Below are 17,547 nucleotides of genomic sequence, written 5' to 3'. Positions count from 1 at the left end.
CGGAAGATGAGGCGGGCGGCGGTTCGGGTGCTGCCCGCCCTCGTGAAACGACGGTCAGAGGTTAGGGCACTGCTCGCCGGGATCGACGTTCTCGAAGGTCTTGATGACCTCGACGCTGCCGCCGTCCTTGACCTGACCCAGATACATCGTCAGCGGCGTATGGTGCTGCTTGTTCATCTGGATATTGCCGCGCGGTCCAGTAAAGGACACTTCGGGAAGGGCTTCGATGACGTCTTCGGCATCGGTCGAGCCGGCCTTCTCGGCGGCGGCCTTATACAGGTAGATCGCCTCGTACTGGGGGACCGAGAGGTCGTTCGGCGTCTTCAGCTCGCCGCCGAACTTCTTCTGCATCGCGTCGAGGAACTTCTTGTTCTCGGCACTGGCGATGCCGGTCATGTAGGACTGCGAGATGAACATATCGGTCGCATCGGCGCCCATCGTCTTCGCGGTGCCTTCGTCCACGGCGAGGTTGCCGTAGGGGATCTTGATGCCGGCGTTCCGCAACTGCTTGGTCAGGGTGACGTTGGGAGCGCCGCCGGCGGTCGAGGTGATCAGGGCGTTGGGGTTCTTGGATCTCAGGTCGCTGATGATCGAGGTCCAGTCGGAGCCGTCCATCGGCAGGTATTCCTCGCCCAGGACCCGGCCGCCTCTCTCTTCGATGTACTTGCGGGTGAACTCCAGCATTCCCCGGCCGAAGTTATAGTCGCTGCCGATCAGGTAGAAGGTCTTGGCCTTCAGCGTGTCGGTGAAGTGATCGACGACCGGCTTGACCTGCTGGTCCGGCACCCAGGCGGGGACGAACATGTTGGGGCTGCACGACCGTCCCTCGTAGAAGGACGTGTAGATGAAGGGCTTACCCGCTCGGTTGACGATCGGCAAGCCGGCGTTGCGGGCCGCACTCGTCTCCATCGAGATCAGGACGTCGACATCGTCCTGGAAGACCAGCGAGTTGAAGGCGCGCTGCGCGCCCTGCGCGCCGCTGCCGTCGTCGGCGACCACCAGTTCCACCTTCTTCCCAAGAATGCCGCCCGCCGCGTTGATCTCGTCGGCAGCAAGCTGGCTGGACTGCACGACCGAGGGCGCCACCACGCTGTTGGCGCCGCTGAGGCCTACGGGGATGCCGATCTTGACGGTGGATTGGGCGGCGGCGCTGTTCATCAGCGCGCCCATCAGGGCCAGGGTTCCGAATCCCAGAGTTCCGATACGCTGAAGCGTCTTCATGTTCTTTTCCCTGTTTCGATGGTGGATTTTCTTTGAATTTGCTTTGGGCTTTGTTTTCGTTAGTACCAGCCGGGACGCGTCGGCGTGCCGAGCATCTCCGGGTAAAGGTCGGTCCGCCGGTCGCGCATGACCTGATTGAAGCTGTTCCAGGTACGCTGGCGCCGCGCCGCCGAGAGATTGCAGACGGCGGTCACCGTGCCGGGCTCGGATACGCTGGCGGGGCCGGCGACCGGCCAGCCGTTGGGGTTGACGATCAGGCTCTGGCCGATGAAAGGCTGGCCGCGTTCGGTCCCGATCCGGTCGCAGGCGGCGACGAACATGGAGTTGCTATGGGCGGCGGCCATGCACAGGATGTTCGCCATCGCCGGGGAGTTCGCCGGCTGCTCGGCCATGGGCACCCAGTTGGTCGGGACGCAGACGAGATCGGCGCCCTGAAGCGCCAGCAGACGCCATGCCTCGGGGAACCAGCCGTCGTAGCAGATCAGGACGCCGATCCGGCCGAACGGCGTGTGGAAGACGGGAAACCCGAGGTCGCCGCGCTCGAAGTAGAGCGCCTCCGCGTTCCAGAGGTGGTTCTTGCGGTAGGTCCCGATCAGTCCCTTCGGCCCCAGCACGACGGCGCTGTTGTAGAGGCGGTCATCCTGCCGCTCGATGAAGCCGGCGACGATGTGGATGTCCATGTCGGCTGCCGCCGCTCTCCAGGCGGCGATGGAGTTCCCGGTCTCCACGGTTTCCGAAAGCTCGTAGGCTTCCTCCCGGGAGTTCAGCACGTATCCCGAATTGCACAGTTCCGGCAGGACGATCAGCTTGGAGCCGCCTGCCGCCGCATCGCCGATCAGCGAGACGCTGGTCGCGACGTTCTGCTCCGTTTCGCCGATGCGCGGTTCGAATTGTATGCAAGAGATTTGGACTTCCGCTTCGCTCATCCCGTTAACTCTCCCTGCCGATCGGACCGCCCGGCGGTGGGCCGACATCCGCGCATTCTCCTGAAATACCTGGAAGCTGCCTCGGCATCATGGCCGTTGCGGAGTACTGGTATTACCAGCTGCGTTAATAATCCTGAATTCCCAATACCGTATTAGGGCGGATGTTCAAGGGGTTTGATGGGAGTAGCCGCGCAGATACCGTGTTGCCGGATCGCACCGGGATCATACAACCCTGGTACGGGTGGCCAGTTTAACCAAAAGTGGTCCTTTAATTTTTTCCTTAGAGATAAGGTTGTAAATTCCTTCCCGGAACAGGGGGGACGACATGCTCAATATCCGCATCAGCCATATCACGGCGCTCTTGACGGTCCTTGCCGTGATCTGGGGAGCTATCGGCACATTCCTGATCGTCGAGCGGGAAACGGCGCTGAAAGCTGCGGAGCGTGAAGTCTCGAACCTGGCCCAGGCTTTGGAGCGGCAGTCGTTCTGGCTGTTCGCCAATGCCGAGCAGCTGCTTCGTACGGTTCGGCACGACATCGAGACCGACCCCGGCCAGCTTGACCTGAAGCGCTCGCTGGCGCAGCAGGCCCTCCTGCTGGACGTTGCGGTGCAGGTCTCGGTCGTCGACCGCGACGGTTTCCTGGCTGCCTCCACTCTCGATATGCCTCCGGACGACCGGACCAGCTATCTGGATCAAACCCACGTCTCCGTACACATCGCCCGAGACACCGGGGCGGCGTTCGTCGGGCTGCCTGTCATGGGCCGCAATTCGGGAAAATGGTCCCTGCCCGTTTCCATGCGGGTGAACGCACCCGACGGCGGCTTCGGCGGGGTGGTCGTGGTCGTGCTGGACCCCTATGCGATATCCAACCAGCTGCGGGCCTTCGACTTCGGGCCGGGCGGCATCGCGACCCTTGCCGGGCACGATGGCGTCGTGCGCACCCGCTCCAGGACGACGATCGAGGATCCGAACGGCCTGGGCCAGTCCATCGCGACGGCCAAGGTGTTCGAGTTGCTCAAAACCGAGCCTTGGGGCAATTACCGCGCGACCGGCGTGCTCGACCGGGTCGACCGTGTCTTCGCCTACCGCGACCTGCCCTCCCGTTTTCCCCTCGTCGTTCTCGCCGGGCGCTCCGTCGACGACATCCTTGTCTTCTGGCGCAAGGTGACGATCTGGATGGCCGGTGCCGGCACCGTCATCTCCCTCGTCGCCGTCGCGGTCGCGGTCCGTCTTGCCGGCTCGGCCGTGGAGAGGGAGCGTCAACGCCGATCGCTGGAGGAGACGGAGGCGAAGTTTCGCGCCCTCACCGAACTGTCCGCCGACTGGTACTGGGAATGCGACACGGCAGGCCGCTTCACGGAGATGTCGAAAGGCATTTCCCGGATCGGACTCGATCCGGCACGGGTTCTCGGGCGTACCCGGCGCGAAATCTCGGCGGCGCCTGACGATCCAGCCTGGGCGGAGTACGACGCCGTGCTGGCGGCCGGGCAGCCGTTCCGCGACTTCCACTACGACATCAACGGCGCCGACGGAGGGCTTCGGCACATCTGCATCAATGGCGAGCCGATCGTCGGGCAGGACGGCGGCTTCCATGGCTTCCGGGGCTCCGGCCGCGACCGCACGGGCGAGGTCGAGGCCTTCCGCCGGGTCGAGCAGGAAGAGGTCCGTCTGGCGACGCTGGTGCGGACCGTCGGCATCGGCATCGTGGTAGTCGATGCCATGGGTCGTATCCGCCTGTTCAACCCGGCAGCCGAGCGTCTGTTCGGCTGGTCAGCGGCGGAGGTGACCGGCCGATCGGTGGACGTGCTGATGCCGACGCTGCAGGGTACCGGCTATACGCCCTTGATGCGCCACGACGCCGAAACCCGGGACGAGTCCGTGGCCGGGGCCAGTCGGGAGATCGAGGCGGTGCATCGGGACGGAACGACCCTGCCGGTCGAGCTCTCCCTCGGCGAGTTCCAAACTCCTGAAGGTGTCATGTTCGTCGGGGCGCTGGCCGATCTGACGGAACGCAACCGTGCGCTCGCCGAAGCGCGCTTCGCCAACGAGCGTCTGGAGGAACAGGCGGCGCACTTGGCCGAACTGGCGGAGGATCTGGACGCGGCGAAGCTGGCGGCAGAGGCGGCCAATCGCGCCAAGTCCGACTTCCTGGCCAACATGAGCCACGAGATCCGGACGCCGATGAACGGCGTTCTCGGCATGACGGCGCTACTTCTCGACTCCTCGCTCGAGCCGGACCAGCGGTCCTGTGCCGAGGCGATCAAGGAGAGCGCCGACGCGCTGCTCGGCCTGATCAACGATATCCTGGACGTTTCCAAGCTGGAGGCCGGCAAGGTCGACCTGGAGCTGATCGACTTCGACTTGGTCGACCTCGTCGAAAGCGTGACCGCCCTGCTGGTGCCGAAGGCGCGGGAGAAGGGGATCGAACTGGGCAGCCTGATCGATGCGGAAGCCGCCGGCGCGTACCGCGGCGACCCGACCCGGATCCGCCAGATCCTGCTCAACCTGGTCGGCAACGCCGTCAAGTTCACCGAGACCGGCAGCGTCGGGGTAGAGGTTCGCAGTGCCGGTACCAAGGACGGTATGGCCGTGCTTCGCATCGAGGTTTCCGATACCGGAATCGGCATGAGTCAGGCTGAGTGCATGCGCCTGTTCGAGAAGTTCTCGCAGGCCGACGCCTCGATCACCCGCCGCTTCGGCGGTACTGGCCTGGGCCTTGCAATCTGCCGCGATCTCGTAGCGCTGATGGACGGATCGATCGACGTGCACAGCGAGCCGAGGCGCGGCACGACCTTCAGCATCGAGTTGCCCCTGCCCAAGGCCGAAATGCCGGCAGTCAGCGCGGCAACGCTGCCGACACAGGCCAGCGGGCTGCGGGTGCTGGTGGTGGATGATCTTGACCTGAACCGGCGCATCCTGCGCCATCAGCTCGAGGGGCTTGAACTCACCGTGGATACCGCGGCGAACGGCATGGAGGCGCTGTCCGAGCTGAACCGGGCGTGGGATGAGGGAACGCCGCACGATTTGGTGCTGATCGACCACCTGATGCCCGGCATGTCCGGCGAGGAACTGCTGGCCTGGATCCGGCCCAACCCGCGCTTTGCCGAGGCCAAGCTGGTGCTCCTGTCATCGGCGGGCGGTTTGGACAAGGGTTCCGACCCCGGCTTTCGCTTCGACGCCCTGATGGTCAAGCCGTTCCGCCGGCAGGCCCTGCTTGACTGCTTGGCGCGCCTGTACAGCACGACGACGCCGGAAACGGTACCCGAGCAGGCCGCCGCGCCGACCGCACGGCGTGGGCAGGGTTGCAGGATCCTGCTGGTCGAGGACAACCGGATCAATCAGCGCGTGGCGTCGATGACCCTGGCGGTCGAAGGCTACGAAGTCGAGATCGCCGAGGATGGCGCCGCCGGCGTCGCTGCGGCGGCTCCCGGAGGTTTCGATCTGGTGCTGATGGACGTCCAGATGCCTGTTATGGACGGCCTGGAAGCGACCCGGCGTATCCGCGCCTTGGCGGGCGATGCCGGCCGGGTGCCGGTGATCGCGATGACGGCCAACGTCATGGCGGGCATGCAGGAGGAGTATCTGGCGGCCGGCATGGACGACATCGTCGCCAAGCCCTTCGACCGGGCACGCTTCCTCGCGACCGTCGCCTGCTGGGCCGGCGGTGGAGCGAAGCTCAGGGAGGCATCCCTGGAGGACGGTGCCGCCGCGGAATTCGATCCAGAGGGGCTTGCCGGGCTGGAAGGTGCGGTGCCCCGGGCCGACTTCGACGAGCTCGTGGCGTGTTTCCTGGAGAACGCCGAGGCGCGTCTGGACCGAATTCGGCATTTGGCGGACTCCGGCGATCTGGATGGTCTGCGGCGGGAAGCTCACGACCTCACCTCGACGGCGGGCAACATGGGCGCGCTCCGGGTTTCCGAACTGGCCCGCAAGCTCGAGACCGCCTGCCGGGAGGGAAGCGCCGAACGGGCCGTCGATCTCGCGCGGACGGTGGACACGGCGGGTCCGGCGGCTCTCGCCGCGGTGCGGGCGCGATTTCCGGCCGCGGTGGCCTGAGAACACGTGCCGGGAGGATTTTCATCGGCAGCGGCTTAAGGCGGGACTGACGCACGGACGGATCGGACGGTCGCCGCCGCACCGGGTACAAGCAAGCCGGCCCAAGGGTATATATCCAAGGTCTATCAATAGTTTAGCGTCGAATTAACTTGATTTGCCGAGGATGGCACGCACTTGGCCGGCCCGCCCAGTCGACTGGACCCGTCCCGATAAAAAACGCAACCAAGGATTCATCATGCAATCCAATCCGTTAGCGCCGCGGCGTCTGAGCTCTCCCGGTATCGGAACGTCGCTCAACCTGATCGTCGCCACGCTCTGCCTCATCCTGATCGGCATTACCGGCTCGACGCTGATAGGCGCGTTCGGAGCCGTCCGATCCGCCGAGCGGGCGGGCGAATTGGCGCATGCCGGCCGCGACGTCTTCACGGCACTCCAGAACGTCAGGATCGAGCGCGGCAGCACTCGCCTTCCGTTGGAAGCCCAGGACGCAGCCCCGGCGACCGCCGTTGCCGGCCTGGAAGTCCTCCGTTTAAAATCGGGTCCAGCACTGGATTCGCTGATCGAGGCCTGCGGCGGCAACGACTGTGCCGATGCGGCCGAGATGGCGGAACTCAAGGCGCGGAGCGACCGGCTGGTGGCGTTGCGTCCGGAGATCGACAAGGCCCTGCGCCAGCCGTTGCCGGCACGCCGCGACGGGATCGCGAAAGAGGCCAACGCTACCATCACCGCCCTGGTCGACCAGCTTGAGCTGATTTCCGGAAGACTGACGGCACGTCTCGGCGATGTCGACGCCTTCACCGCCGTTCAGGTCGCCATCAAGGACGCGGCCTATCTGGCCCGCGACGCCGCCGGCCTGGAGAAGTACCCGGTCGCGGCCGTCATCAAGGACAAAGCCGTTTCAAGCGAGAACCGCGCCAAGATCGCGGAACTGCGCGGCAAAGCCGATGCCGGCTGGAAACTGGTTCGGGAGATAGTCGGGCGTCCCGGCATGCCGAAGGCGGTCGTCACTGCCGCCGACGCTGCGCAGGCGGCCCACTTCGGCACCACCGTCAAGCTGAGCAACGAGATCCTTCAGGCGGTCGCCGCCGGCAAGGATGCGCCCGTCGGAGCAACGGAGTTCAGCAAGGCGATCGACACCGGAACCAGCAGCCTGGTCGCGGTTTGCGAGGCGGCGCTGGACGCCATCGTCCTGCACGCCGACGTGAAGTCGTCCGAGGCTTCGAGAAACCTGTCGCTTCAAGCCGGCCTGCTGGTGCTGGCTATTGCGATCGGGGGCGGCGCTCTGGCTGTTATCCGCAGGCGGGTCCTGCGGCCGATCGACGGCATCACCGGGGCGATGCTGCGCGTCGCCCAGGGGGACCTTTCGGGCGAGATCCCCTTTACCGGACGAGGCGACGAGATCGGACGCCTGGCCGGCGCGCTGGGCACCTTCAAGCGCAACGCCGAGGAGACTCTTCGGCTTCAGCGCGAGCAGCAGGAGGAGCAGGTCCGCAAGGAGACCCGCCACCGCGAGATGGAGACCGCCGTCGCGGAGTTCGGCTCGGCCGTCGCGCGCGTCCTCGAAAACTTCGGTGCATCGGCGGAGCGGATGAACGCCGCGTCGGAAAATCTGACGAGCGTCGCGGACTCGTCCAAGTCGCGGGCTACCGTGGTTGCGGGCGCTTCCGAGGAGACATCCGCCAACGTCCAGACCGTCGCAGCCGCGACCGAAGAGCTGGCCGCCTCGATCGCGGAGATCGGCCGCCAAGTCACCCATGCCGCCGGCCGTGCCCGCAGCGCCGTGTCCGAAGCGCAGCAGACCGGCGAGACGGTGCGTGCGCTGGACGATGCGGCACAGCGGATCGGCGCCGTGGTCGGGTTGATCCAGCAGATCGCCAACCAGACCAACCTGCTGGCGCTGAACGCCACGATCGAGGCGGCCCGTGCGGGAGAAGCCGGGAAGGGCTTCACGATCGTCGCGCACGAAGTGAAGAACCTGGCCGGCCAGACCGCGAAGGCGACCGAGGAAATATCGAGCCAGATCGCCGCAATCCAGTCCTCCACCCGGCTGACCGTGGACGCGATCGTCGGCATCGCCGCGACGGTCGAGGAGATCGACCAGACCTCGGCGGCGATCGCCTCGGCTGTGGAACAGCAGGCTTCGGCAACGCGCGAGATCACCCGCAATACCAACGAAGCCGCCCGCGGCACCCAGGAGGTTTCCTCCAACATCCTGGGCGTAACGGAGGATGCCAACCGAACCGGCGGCGCCGCCGGCGAGGTCAATGCCGCTGCCGAGGATCTGCGCCGCGAAGCCGCCGTTCTGGACAAGGAGATCGACCGCTTCTTCAATCGTATTCGGGCCGCCTGATCGGAGGGCTGGAGTACCGGCCCGACGACGGGTGGAGGGGCGCTGGAGAACCCAGCCGCCCCCGGCCCTCCACCGTCATGAAGTAAGCTGGCTCTGGAAATCCGAACAGGGGGATGAGTGGAGTTTCTGCCTGGAAGCAGCCAGTGACCTTGCCCTCGGCGTCTTCGCTCCAAACGGTGTCTAATGGCGGCTTATTTTTTCTCCAGTAGGCGCTCGAAGACGCTCTCCACGTCGTCGAGAAAAGTACTCCATTCCCCGTCTTCGTCTATGCCGGCGATGCGCAGCAGGAAGAGGCCCTCGACTGCCAGCAGGGCGACCCGGGCCGCCTGCGCCTCGCTCGCTCCGCCGCCCAGGCGCTCGAACATGGAACGGTACCACTGGCGGGTTTCCATGACGTTTTGCGGGTTCTGGATGTAGGCAATCATCAAGCCGGCCATTTTGGCGTTCATGGCCGCCTGCGAACTACGCATGACCTTGATGTACTTCCGGACGAGATTGGCCGGCGGAACATCGTCCATTTCACCAAGCAACTCGTCAAACTGATGCGTCCATCGCTCGATCAGCGCGCGGACCAGATCGTCTTTCGATGAGAATGAATACTGGACGCCACCTTTCGAGATACCGGCTGCCCTGGCCAAGGCATCGATAGTCAGGCCGGCTGCTCCTTCACTGCGAACGATCCCTTCCGCGATCTCGAGCAACCCCTCACGCGTGATGGTCGGTTTTCTGCCCAACTCGTCGCTCCTTCACTACCGATGGCTATTGAAATCCATACGTATGTATTTATATCACCGAACGGAATCCGTGTTCAGGTGAATGATGTCGTCCGCTTCTCTTCCGGCCAACCGCTGGTTTGTCCTCGTCGCTGTCATGCTGGCCTTCCTCCCAGTGGTCCTCGACATGACAATCCTGCATGTCGCTGTCCCGACGCTGACGCAATCGCTGAATGCCTCCGGCACCGAAGTGCTGTGGATCATCGACATCTACCCGCTACTCATGGCAGGGCTTCTGGTCCCGATGGGCACACTCGCTGACCGGGTCGGCAACCGCAAAATCCTGCTCATCGGCCTTGTCACCTTCGGAGTGGCCTCGGCATGTGCCGCCTTTGCGCAAAGCCCCGCCATGCTGATTGCCGCGCGCGTGCTTCTGGCTCTGGGCGGCTCGATGATCATGCCGTGCGTGCTGGGCCTCATCCGCAAGACCTTCGAAGATGAGGGCGAGCGCGCCATGGCTCTCGGTCTTTGGGGGATGATCGGAGCCGCCGGCGCCGCGGTCGGGCCGCTCGTCGGCGGCGCTCTTCTGGAGCACTTCTGGTGGGGCTCGGTATTCCTGATCAATGTGCCGGTCATGCTGGTGGTCGCTCCGGCCTGCTATGTCCTGTTACCGCGCGTCGAACAGACTACACCCGGAAAGTGGGCTATCGGCCAGGCGCTGCTGCTGATCGCCGGCATGATACTGTTCGTATACGGCATCAAGGCCGGGTTCGGCGGCAAGCAGCCTCTGCCGATCATAGTCCTCGTGGTTGTCTTCGGCATTGCGGCTCTGACGCTTTTCGTGCGCAAGCAACTCCGTTCGTCCGAGCCGATGCTGGACCTGTCGCTACTGTCTCATCCTGCGATCATCGCCGGCTTGATCATGGCCATCGTCGCATCGGGCGCGCTGGCCGGCGTCGAGCTGACGCTGGCGCAGGAATTGCAGTACGTGCTGGGCAAGACGCCGCTGCAGGCTGGCATCTTCATGATCCCCATCATGGCGGCGGCAGCCGTTGGCGGCCCAGTCGCGGGCTATCTGTCCAACCGGTTCGGATTGCGGCTGGTCGCCACACTTTCGCTTTTGATCTCGGCGGGTGCGCTGGTGTTCCTCGCGCAAAGCGACTTCCACGATCCGGGTTTCCTCGTTCCATTCGCGCTTGCCATTCTTGGGCTCACGCTCAGCATCGGACTGACGGCCTCGTCGATCGCCATCATGGGCTCCGTCGATGCTAGCAAGGGCGGCGCGGCGGGCTCGCTGGAGGCGACGGGCTATGAGCTGGGCACCGGTCTTGGAATCACCCTGTTCGGCGTCTTCATGTCGAGCGTGTTCAGCCGCGCCATCGAACTGCCCTCCAGCCTATCACAGGCTTTGGCCGAACAGGCTTCCCGCACGATCGGTGATGCCTACATCGTCGCCAGTGAGCTTCCGGGTGAGCAGGGTGCGGCACTGATCGAAGCAGGCAAGGCCGCCTTCACCCAAACGCACGCGGTCCTCCTGACGGCGGGTGCCGTAGTGATCGCGGCGTTGGCGGTCGTGGTGTTCTTCACTCTCACGGAGTATCGCAGCCTTTCCCGTGCGCATCATTGACAGCCTTTTCCAGAGTATCGGACATGCAGATCATTGAAACCGAGCACCTGATCCTCAGGCCCTTCCGGGAGGGCGATGCAGCGGACCTCTTCGCTTATCTGCGCACGCCCACCGCCCCCTGCTTCCTCTCGCTCAAGCTCGCGGACTTGGCTGAGGCGGAGATCGAGGTGAGGAAACGCGCCCTCGACGAGGGCCGCGTGGCGATATGCCTGAAACAAAACGGTCAGGTCATCGGCGATCTGTTCGGCGGCACCGGAGAAGATGAGAAAGACGAGACGGCCTCAATCGGCTGGAACCTCAATCCGCAATTCAGTGGTCAGGGATATGCGTTCGAAGCCGCAAGGGCCCTGCTCGACCATCTTTTCCGGGTAAAAGGCTTTCGCCGAGTCTATGCCTATGTCGAAGACCACAACAAGCCCTCGCAGCGCCTCTGCGAAAAGCTGGGCATGCGCCGGGAGGGCGTATTCATCGAGTTCGTATCGTTCACCAATGACGATGAGGGCAATCCGATCTACGAAAACACCATGCAATACGCTATCCTGCGCAGCGAGTGGATGTCCGGTGCTACAGCAATCAGGCATCCGCTTGGCATGACTGGCGTCGCAGGCACCGAGACGTCGAGCTATGGCGTATAAACGGTGGTGAGCGGCGGGGTGCGTACGCTACTTCGTGGTGATTCGGCGACGCCAGTCGGCGGCTACATCGCATTATAGAGGGCAATCGACGGGGTTCAGCGGAGGAAGCGTCCGCCCAAAACGTGAAAAATACCCAATAGTTGCAATGACTTACTCCAACAGCTATAAAACCTACCTACGCTTCTACCTACGCCGTATGCGACGACATCCACGCCTCCCGGTGGATGGGAGTGGACGGATTAAAGTCATCGACACCGCCTCCGCCATCCGCGGATGTGGCCTTCAGGCGGCATCCTGGACCTGCGCGGCCTCCATGACCGTGTTTCGGAAGTGATGGCTCAAATCTTCCGGGATGCGCAGATCCACGCACCGTCCATCGACCAAGCAGGACAACCGGGTTTCGAGTTCGCCCAGTGCGATGAGACCCGGCCCTGCCTCGACTCGAATTAAACCAGCAGCTGGATGTCGCTTTCCGGCCGCGCCGTTCTCCTCCGAGTGGAGCCGAACAGGGCCAGCAGGCGGACATGAAAGCGCTGGCACGCCGCCAGAGCGACGCGATTAGTGAGCAGTCTATCCGGCGATTCGCAACCCTGCTCAATCCTGGAGGTGTTGAACGAGCACTCCAGGGCGGAGGTTCTGGCGAAAGCATGTCACAGGCAGGTGCCGACCATCGGCCCCAGGGCTTTGTCTCCGCCAGCGTGGGCGATATTCCGGAAGCTATCGGACGGCGGATTGATGGACTTAACCTGGACCCGCAGGATGTTTCCGGGAATGCGCCGCCCGCTTCCAAACGCCGAAGGCTTGCCATACCGCCTGAACGGCAACTTGCTCCTTGCCACACGGCGCGCTCCTGCCAGAATCCCCGTGCAGTGGAGGATCACCATGAGCGCACTGGCCCAGACACACGACCGCCGCTACACGATCTAGGAATTCGAGGCGATGGACTTCGGCGGCCTGTCCGCCGAACTGATCGATTGGCTGGTGACCGTTGCCCATGCCTTTCCCAGCGACGAGCACGGCATCATCATCGAGAACCTGGGACACCATCTCAGACTTGCCCTGGACGCCTCAAACCATCAGCACTGCCGTCCAGTGGCGACCAGTGCGCTCCGCATCCGAGTTCTGGATCACGGTCTGCCGCACGACAACGATCTCGGCCCCGACCTGACCGTCTGCTGCCGTGGTGACGACGGTGTCCGCCAGCCTTCCCTCATCGCCGAGGTCGCAGCACTCCAGCAAGCCAGCGACTGGAACGGTGCCTCGGCGATGATGACCGGAGCAGCGCGGCGTCTGGAGAACGCCGGTGCCGAGGTGCTGGTGATCTGCACTAACACCATGCACCGCATGGCAGAAGCGGTTGAGGCGGCGGTCGCCATCCCGCTTGTCTATATCGCGGACGCCACAGCGCCGCGTCTGAAGGCGGCGGGTGTCCGGCGCTACTGGCGACGCGCTTCACGATGGAAGAGGACTTCTGCACGGGACGCCTGCGGGACTGCCACGGCATCGACGCAGTCGTGCCCGACGAGCATGGGCGCGTCTCGTTCACCGCATCATCTATGAGGAGCTCTGCCGGGGCGTGACAAGCCCGAAGGCAAAGGTGTCCTACTTTTGGATCAAATCGAGCGCCTGCGCCGGGCCGGGACCGAGGACGTCATCCTCGGCTGCACCGAGATTACGATGCTGATCGGCGCCGGGAATACCGACCTGCCTGTCTTTGACACGACACGCATCCACGCCGAGGCCTCCATGGAATTCGCTTTGGCTGAAACACCGACCGCTGACATCCTGTAGGACACTGAACGCGGGGACGTTGGTGTTGCCGGCCGGGTGCGGCTCCCGGACACCGATGTTCCCCGGCAATGAGCCGGATTAGCCGACGCCGCTCACCTCGGCCATTTCGGCGGGTCTATGCCCGCGGCCGCTAGACAGTCCCGCATCTCTAGGCCAGCGGCATACGGCTTTGACCGGATGTCACAGATGATCGTGAGGTATCCGCGTCGGTGGCCAGCATGGTGCGACCATTCGATGAAGTATTTTAGTAGTAGAGACCAAAAATCCTCATGCCCTTACAATCAGGTCGTCGACGGCTGCCAGCAGAGTGTTGGCGTTGACCGGTTTTCCCAGCATGGGAGCTTTCGAATGGTGCGCGCCCGCGGTGCCGCCGCCCTGGTAGCCGGTGCAGAACAGGAACGGCACGCCCATGGCCTCGAGGGCGAACGCGACCGGATCGACCGTGGCGCCGAACAGGTTGACGTCCAGCACGGCAGCGTCGGGTGGGCCGGAACGGAGCAGGTCGAGCGCATCCTCGACCCGGCCGACCGGTCCCAGCACGGCATAGCCAGCGCTCTCCAGCAGGCTCTGAAGCGCCAGCGCGGTCAGCGCCTCATCCTCGACCACAAGTACGCGCTGACCGGACGCCTCCGTCCTTTCGGAGGGCGGCACCGGCTGTGCGGAGGACGGCCGAAGCGCTGCTGTCTCGGATACGCCGCTGGCCTGCCAGGTATCGTCGGGCAGGCTGATCAGGCAGGCCAGCCCCGGATCGTCCCAGTGCATATCGATCGTGCCGCCGAGTTGGCCCTCGATCACCTGGCGCAGCAGCACCGTGCCGAAGCCGCTATGCTCCGGCTCGCCCGGCACCGCCGGACCGTCGCTCTCCTGCCACCACAGGCACAGCGTGCCGCCGACTTCGGGCGGCGACCAGATCACCTCGACCTGACCGGCAGCGCTCGACAGGGCACCGTGCTTGACCGCGTTGGTTGCCAGCTCGTGAAGCGACAGCGACACCGCCTGGGTCGCTTCCGGCCGGATCGACACCGGCGGCCCGGACAGGCTGATCCGCTCCTCGCCAGTATAAACCAGCAGCTCCTCAAGCAGCAGGCGGTGAAGGTCGGTGCCCGACCACCCCGAGGTGGCGAGGAGCGAGTGCGCCCGGGCCATGGCCTGGATGCGCCCCTCGACCGCCCGGCTGAACTCGGCCGGATCCTCCGAGCGGGACATCTGGACAATCGACTGCACCACCATCAGGGCGTTCTTGGCCCGATGATCGACCTCGCGCATCAGCAGCCTGACCCGCTCCTCGCCGTCGCGCCGCTCGGTCACGTCGGCCGCCATGGTAACTACCAGCCGTCGGCCGGCGGCATCCCGGCCAACCGGCGCCGAGCGGAAAGCCCAGGTGCGCCGGACGCCGGACGCGGTGCGGACGACGTGCTCGCCCTCGTCCAGAGCGCGGTCGAGCTGGTACAGCCGTTCGATGTCGGACAGCACGGCCGCATGCTTTGACACATCCCTGCCATAAGCCCGCTCCGCCCAGTCCGCAACCCGCACCAGCTCGTCGCGAGCATAGCCGGTGAGGTCGAGCCAGGTGCCGCTGATGTGGAGGATCTCGCCGGTCTCGGCATGGACCATGACGGGAAACGGGGCGCCGTCGACGATCCGACGCAGGCGGGAGCGCTCGTCCTCCGCCTGCCGTTCGGCGGCGACCCTGGCCGAGATGTCGCGCATGATGCCGGTGAAGAAGCGCCGACCCGACTGGTCGCGCCACTCGGCGATCGAGAGTTCCAGCGGGAACAGGGTACCGTCGTTGCGGCGTCCCTCCACCGTTCGGCCGATGCCGATGATCCGCCGGACCCCGGTCTCCAGGTAGTTCCTTATATAGGCGTTGTGGAAGGCCCTGTGCTCGGCTCCCATCAGGATGCGGACATTGCTGCCGAGGAGTTCGCCGGCGGCATAGCCGAAGGTTTTCTCCGTCGCCGGGTTGAGCGACTGAATGATTCCGGTCTCGTCGATCACGACGATGGCGTCGACGGCTGTCTCAAACACCGCCCTGTGCTGCTCGGATGTCGAGCGCAGGGCACGCTCGCGCAGGTCCAGGGCGTCGGCCATGGCGTTGAAGTCTGCGGCCAGCCGGGCGAACTCGACCGCACTGCTCCGAACTTCGGCACGAGCGCCGAGCTCGCCGGCACGCCAGCGCCTCGCGCTGTCCGACAGGCTGGCGGCGGGGATGCGGACATAGAGGTGCCCCATCCAGAGCACACTGAGCGCCGTGCCCGCGGCGACGGTGACAAGCAGGACCATGGCGTGGGACCGGGTGTCCCGCAAGGCTGCCGCGGCACTGGTCTGATCGAGGCCCAGAGCGATGAACAGCTCGGTGGCACCGGCATCGGGCGGGGAAAACGCGATCAGCCGTGTCGCCCCATCCAGATCCACCATCCGCCGCACGCCGGTGCTGCGCTGGAATGCCAGCATCTCGAAGCTGTCGGGCAGCCGGGTGCCAAGCAGCCCCGTCCTGTCCGGAGTCCGGGCAATGATCGTGCCGGTACGATCGGCCACGGTCAGGGTCGCCCCGGAGGGGAGCGGTTTGGCGGCCAGCGCCGTGTCGAGCGAGCCGGTGTCGAGCAGGGCCGCGACGGTACCGGTCACCGCGCCGGTGGTGCCGTCACGAATCGGCAGCGCCAGCGGGAGAGCCGATTTGCCGCTCGCCCGCGTGATGATCCGCGATCCGGTCGCGAACGGCTTGCCGGCCAGTGCCGCGGCGATATGCTCGCGCCGGGACGAGTCGAGACCAACGGCACGCGGCTCCGCGGCGCAGACGTTGATGCCGCGATCATCGGTGACGTAGACGCTGAGATAATCCGGAAGCTCGTCTCTCGTACGGCTAAGCAGATCCTGGCATCCCGGCCAATCACGCTCGACGATCACTTTTGTCTGGCGCAGGACGGCCAGGACCTGCCGAACGCCGGCGATCGTAGCTGCCTGCTGGTCCTCGATCAGGGCCAGCAAGCGCAGGGCATCGCTCTCGGTCGCGCTGACCTGCTGGCGCTCGAGCTCGAAAGTCGACCAGGCCTGGAGCGCGCTGATCGGCACCAGGGCGGCACCGATTATCAGCAACAACTTGGCCGAAACCTCGGAAAACCGATAAGTGGAACGGGTATAGAAAGTCCGGATATGCGTAGACCTATGCCCCAACAGCAAGTCAGCAACTTCCGAAAATCTCGCCCGTTGCAGCAATATGCCCAGCAGACAGAGCCGCTACTTCCGGGACCGTCTTGCCGAACTCGAACGGCAATGGCTTTCCTCTCCTCCAGACATTCGGCTGATCATCGAGCGATCAATGCGGCTTATCATGGCCATGGAAGAAGCTATCCTTCGGGCACAAGATCGGGCGGAGAAAGCTGAACAGCGATTAGCCCATGCGGAGAAGATGTTGCGCCGGCTCGACCGAAGGATTTGAAAATCCTAATCTTAAGATAAATTTAGTTGCTTGAAAAAAAACCGTATCAGTTGTCTGTATTACGGAACAACTCCAGTCCTGGCGGCACGGGTTCAGGGTCTTCCCCATTGATCAGCCGGTGCGCGACATCCTTATTCTCCCGAGCTTCTTTGATTTGTCCCGAAACGAACAGCGATGGCACCGCGCAATGGTCTAAAAGATCACGGGCAAAATCGATACCAGCTCCTTTTCCTTCCTTGAGATTGATATTGACAAGGGCAAGTTCCGGACAAGAATCTTCGATCATCCTGCTCGCCTCGGAAAAGCTCATTGCAATACCTACAACTATGTGTCCGGCATTTTCAAGTGTGCTTTGGATATCCCAAGCAACAATCATCTCGTCTTCTACAATCAAAATGCGCATAATAGCTCCACAGCGGATTTACATAATATATATCGTTGATTTTCATATCAAGAATGTCATGTGGATATTCGGAGTACTAATTTACCGATACGCACATTGAATATGAGATCTTCCCCATCGCGGCCGTTGGACACTCCATGATCGGTCTGTAGATGCGCTTGCCCTGATCGCGCGCGGCCTGCTGGATCCAGCCCCGCAGCGTCGTCGCCGTGCGGCCGATCTCGGTCGCTATTGAGCTGACAGCCGTCCACTGCGAGTCGTCTCCTCCTTCGTGATCGAGCACCATCCGCACCGCGCGTTCGCGGGCTTCAGGGGCAAGTTTGGGTGATGCCCGTTTCGTCATGACGAACCCAGTCTCTCAAGAAACGGGGCCTTCGGTAAACTC

At 64.1% G+C, this 17,547-nt stretch carries 12 protein-coding genes and 1 pseudogene; 6 read left to right on the top strand and 7 right to left on the bottom strand.

The window, feature by feature from the left end; all coding sequences use genetic code 11:
• Positions 1–54 precede the first annotated feature (54 nt).
• Both N826_RS22890 and N826_RS22885 read right to left on the bottom strand, forming a co-directional pair.
• Positions 55–1,221, bottom strand: a complete 1,167-nt coding sequence (locus tag N826_RS22890; protein WP_044432609.1) for a substrate-binding protein — start codon at positions 1,219–1,221, stop codon at positions 55–57.
• Positions 1,222–1,280: 59 nt separating this feature from the next.
• Positions 1,281–2,147 (bottom strand): nitrilase family protein, encoded by an 867-nt coding sequence (locus tag N826_RS22885; protein WP_044432607.1) that lies wholly within the window; start codon positions 2,145–2,147, stop codon positions 1,281–1,283.
• A gap of 325 nt (positions 2,148–2,472) precedes the next feature.
• Between N826_RS22885 and N826_RS40420 the strand changes: the two genes are divergently transcribed.
• Together N826_RS40420 and N826_RS22875 are read left to right on the top strand one after the other, a co-directional pair.
• The gene (locus N826_RS40420) at positions 2,473–6,204 is read left to right on the top strand and encodes a response regulator (RefSeq protein WP_052831864.1); all 3,732 of its coding nucleotides are present in this window, start codon (positions 2,473–2,475) and stop codon (positions 6,202–6,204) included.
• Between the two features lie 235 nt (positions 6,205–6,439).
• Complete coding sequence (locus tag N826_RS22875) at positions 6,440–8,554, top strand: methyl-accepting chemotaxis protein (RefSeq protein WP_052831861.1); 2,115 nt, start codon at positions 6,440–6,442, stop codon at positions 8,552–8,554.
• Between the two features lie 191 nt (positions 8,555–8,745).
• On the opposite strand, the gene N826_RS22870 is transcribed toward N826_RS22875, so the two are convergent.
• On the bottom strand, positions 8,746–9,288 hold the full coding sequence (locus N826_RS22870; RefSeq protein WP_044432606.1) for a TetR/AcrR family transcriptional regulator: 543 nt from the start codon (positions 9,286–9,288) through the stop codon (positions 8,746–8,748).
• Positions 9,289–9,370: 82 nt separating this feature from the next.
• On the opposite strand from N826_RS22870, the gene N826_RS22865 reads away from it, so the two are divergent.
• Together N826_RS22865 and N826_RS22860 are read left to right on the top strand one after the other, a co-directional pair.
• Positions 9,371–10,894 carry an MFS transporter gene (locus tag N826_RS22865; RefSeq protein ID WP_169789403.1) on the top strand — a complete coding sequence of 508 codons (1,524 nt, stop codon included), beginning with the start codon at positions 9,371–9,373 and terminating at the stop codon, positions 10,892–10,894.
• A 23-nt stretch (positions 10,895–10,917) separates the two neighbouring features.
• Entirely contained in the window at positions 10,918–11,529 is a 612-nt protein-coding gene (locus N826_RS22860) for a GNAT family N-acetyltransferase (protein ID WP_044432605.1), read from the top strand.
• A gap of 446 nt (positions 11,530–11,975) precedes the next feature.
• Here N826_RS22860 and N826_RS45980 read toward each other — a convergent pair whose 3' ends face one another.
• A complete protein-coding gene (locus tag N826_RS45980) occupies positions 11,976–12,077 on the bottom strand; it encodes a nucleotidyltransferase domain-containing protein (protein ID WP_373866632.1) in 102 nt (33 codons plus the stop codon).
• Positions 12,078–12,468: 391 nt separating this feature from the next.
• Between N826_RS45980 and N826_RS22850 the strand changes: the two genes are divergently transcribed.
• On the top strand, positions 12,469–13,089 hold the full coding sequence (locus N826_RS22850; RefSeq protein ID WP_052831858.1) for an aspartate/glutamate racemase family protein: 621 nt from the start codon (positions 12,469–12,471) through the stop codon (positions 13,087–13,089).
• A gap of 48 nt (positions 13,090–13,137) precedes the next feature.
• The gene (locus tag N826_RS44860) at positions 13,138–13,320 is read left to right on the top strand and encodes a hypothetical protein (RefSeq protein WP_052831856.1); all 183 of its coding nucleotides are present in this window, start codon (positions 13,138–13,140) and stop codon (positions 13,318–13,320) included.
• 267 nt (positions 13,321–13,587) lie between these two features.
• Here N826_RS44860 and N826_RS40405 read toward each other — a convergent pair whose 3' ends face one another.
• The 3 genes and pseudogenes from N826_RS40405 to N826_RS22830 form a co-directional block, all read right to left on the bottom strand.
• A complete protein-coding gene (locus N826_RS40405; RefSeq protein WP_147040526.1) occupies positions 13,588–16,419 on the bottom strand; it encodes a PAS domain S-box protein in 2,832 nt (943 codons plus the stop codon).
• A gap of 386 nt (positions 16,420–16,805) precedes the next feature.
• The gene (locus tag N826_RS22835; RefSeq protein ID WP_052831852.1) at positions 16,806–17,162 is read right to left on the bottom strand and encodes a response regulator; all 357 of its coding nucleotides are present in this window, start codon (positions 17,160–17,162) and stop codon (positions 16,806–16,808) included.
• Positions 17,163–17,316: 154 nt separating this feature from the next.
• Positions 17,317–17,505 (bottom strand): annotated as a pseudogene (locus N826_RS22830) (IS3 family transposase); the annotation flags it as partial.
• Between the last annotated feature and the right edge of the window lie 42 nt (positions 17,506–17,547).

Source organism: Skermanella aerolata KACC 11604, assembly GCF_000936425.1.
In the GTDB taxonomy this organism is placed as follows: domain Bacteria; phylum Pseudomonadota; class Alphaproteobacteria; order Azospirillales; family Azospirillaceae; genus Skermanella; species Skermanella aerolata.
Note: the sequence above shows the minus strand (reverse complement) of the source record. Positions and strands in the feature narration are given on the sequence as shown.

Coding starts and splice junctions, on each gene's coding strand:
- N826_RS22890 (WP_044432609.1), bottom strand. CDS start 1,221: ATGAAGACGCTTCAGCGTATCGGAACTCTGGGATTCGGAACCCTGGCC.
- N826_RS22885 (WP_044432607.1), bottom strand. CDS start 2,147: ATGAGCGAAGCGGAAGTCCAAATCTCTTGCATACAATTCGAACCGCGC.
- N826_RS40420 (WP_052831864.1), top strand. CDS start 2,473: ATGCTCAATATCCGCATCAGCCATATCACGGCGCTCTTGACGGTCCTT.
- N826_RS22875 (WP_052831861.1), top strand. CDS start 6,440: ATGCAATCCAATCCGTTAGCGCCGCGGCGTCTGAGCTCTCCCGGTATC.
- N826_RS22865 (WP_169789403.1), top strand. CDS start 9,371: ATGATGTCGTCCGCTTCTCTTCCGGCCAACCGCTGGTTTGTCCTCGTC.
- N826_RS22860 (WP_044432605.1), top strand. CDS start 10,918: ATGCAGATCATTGAAACCGAGCACCTGATCCTCAGGCCCTTCCGGGAG.
- N826_RS22850 (WP_052831858.1), top strand. CDS start 12,469: ATGGACTTCGGCGGCCTGTCCGCCGAACTGATCGATTGGCTGGTGACC.
- N826_RS22835 (WP_052831852.1), bottom strand. CDS start 17,162: ATGCGCATTTTGATTGTAGAAGACGAGATGATTGTTGCTTGGGATATC.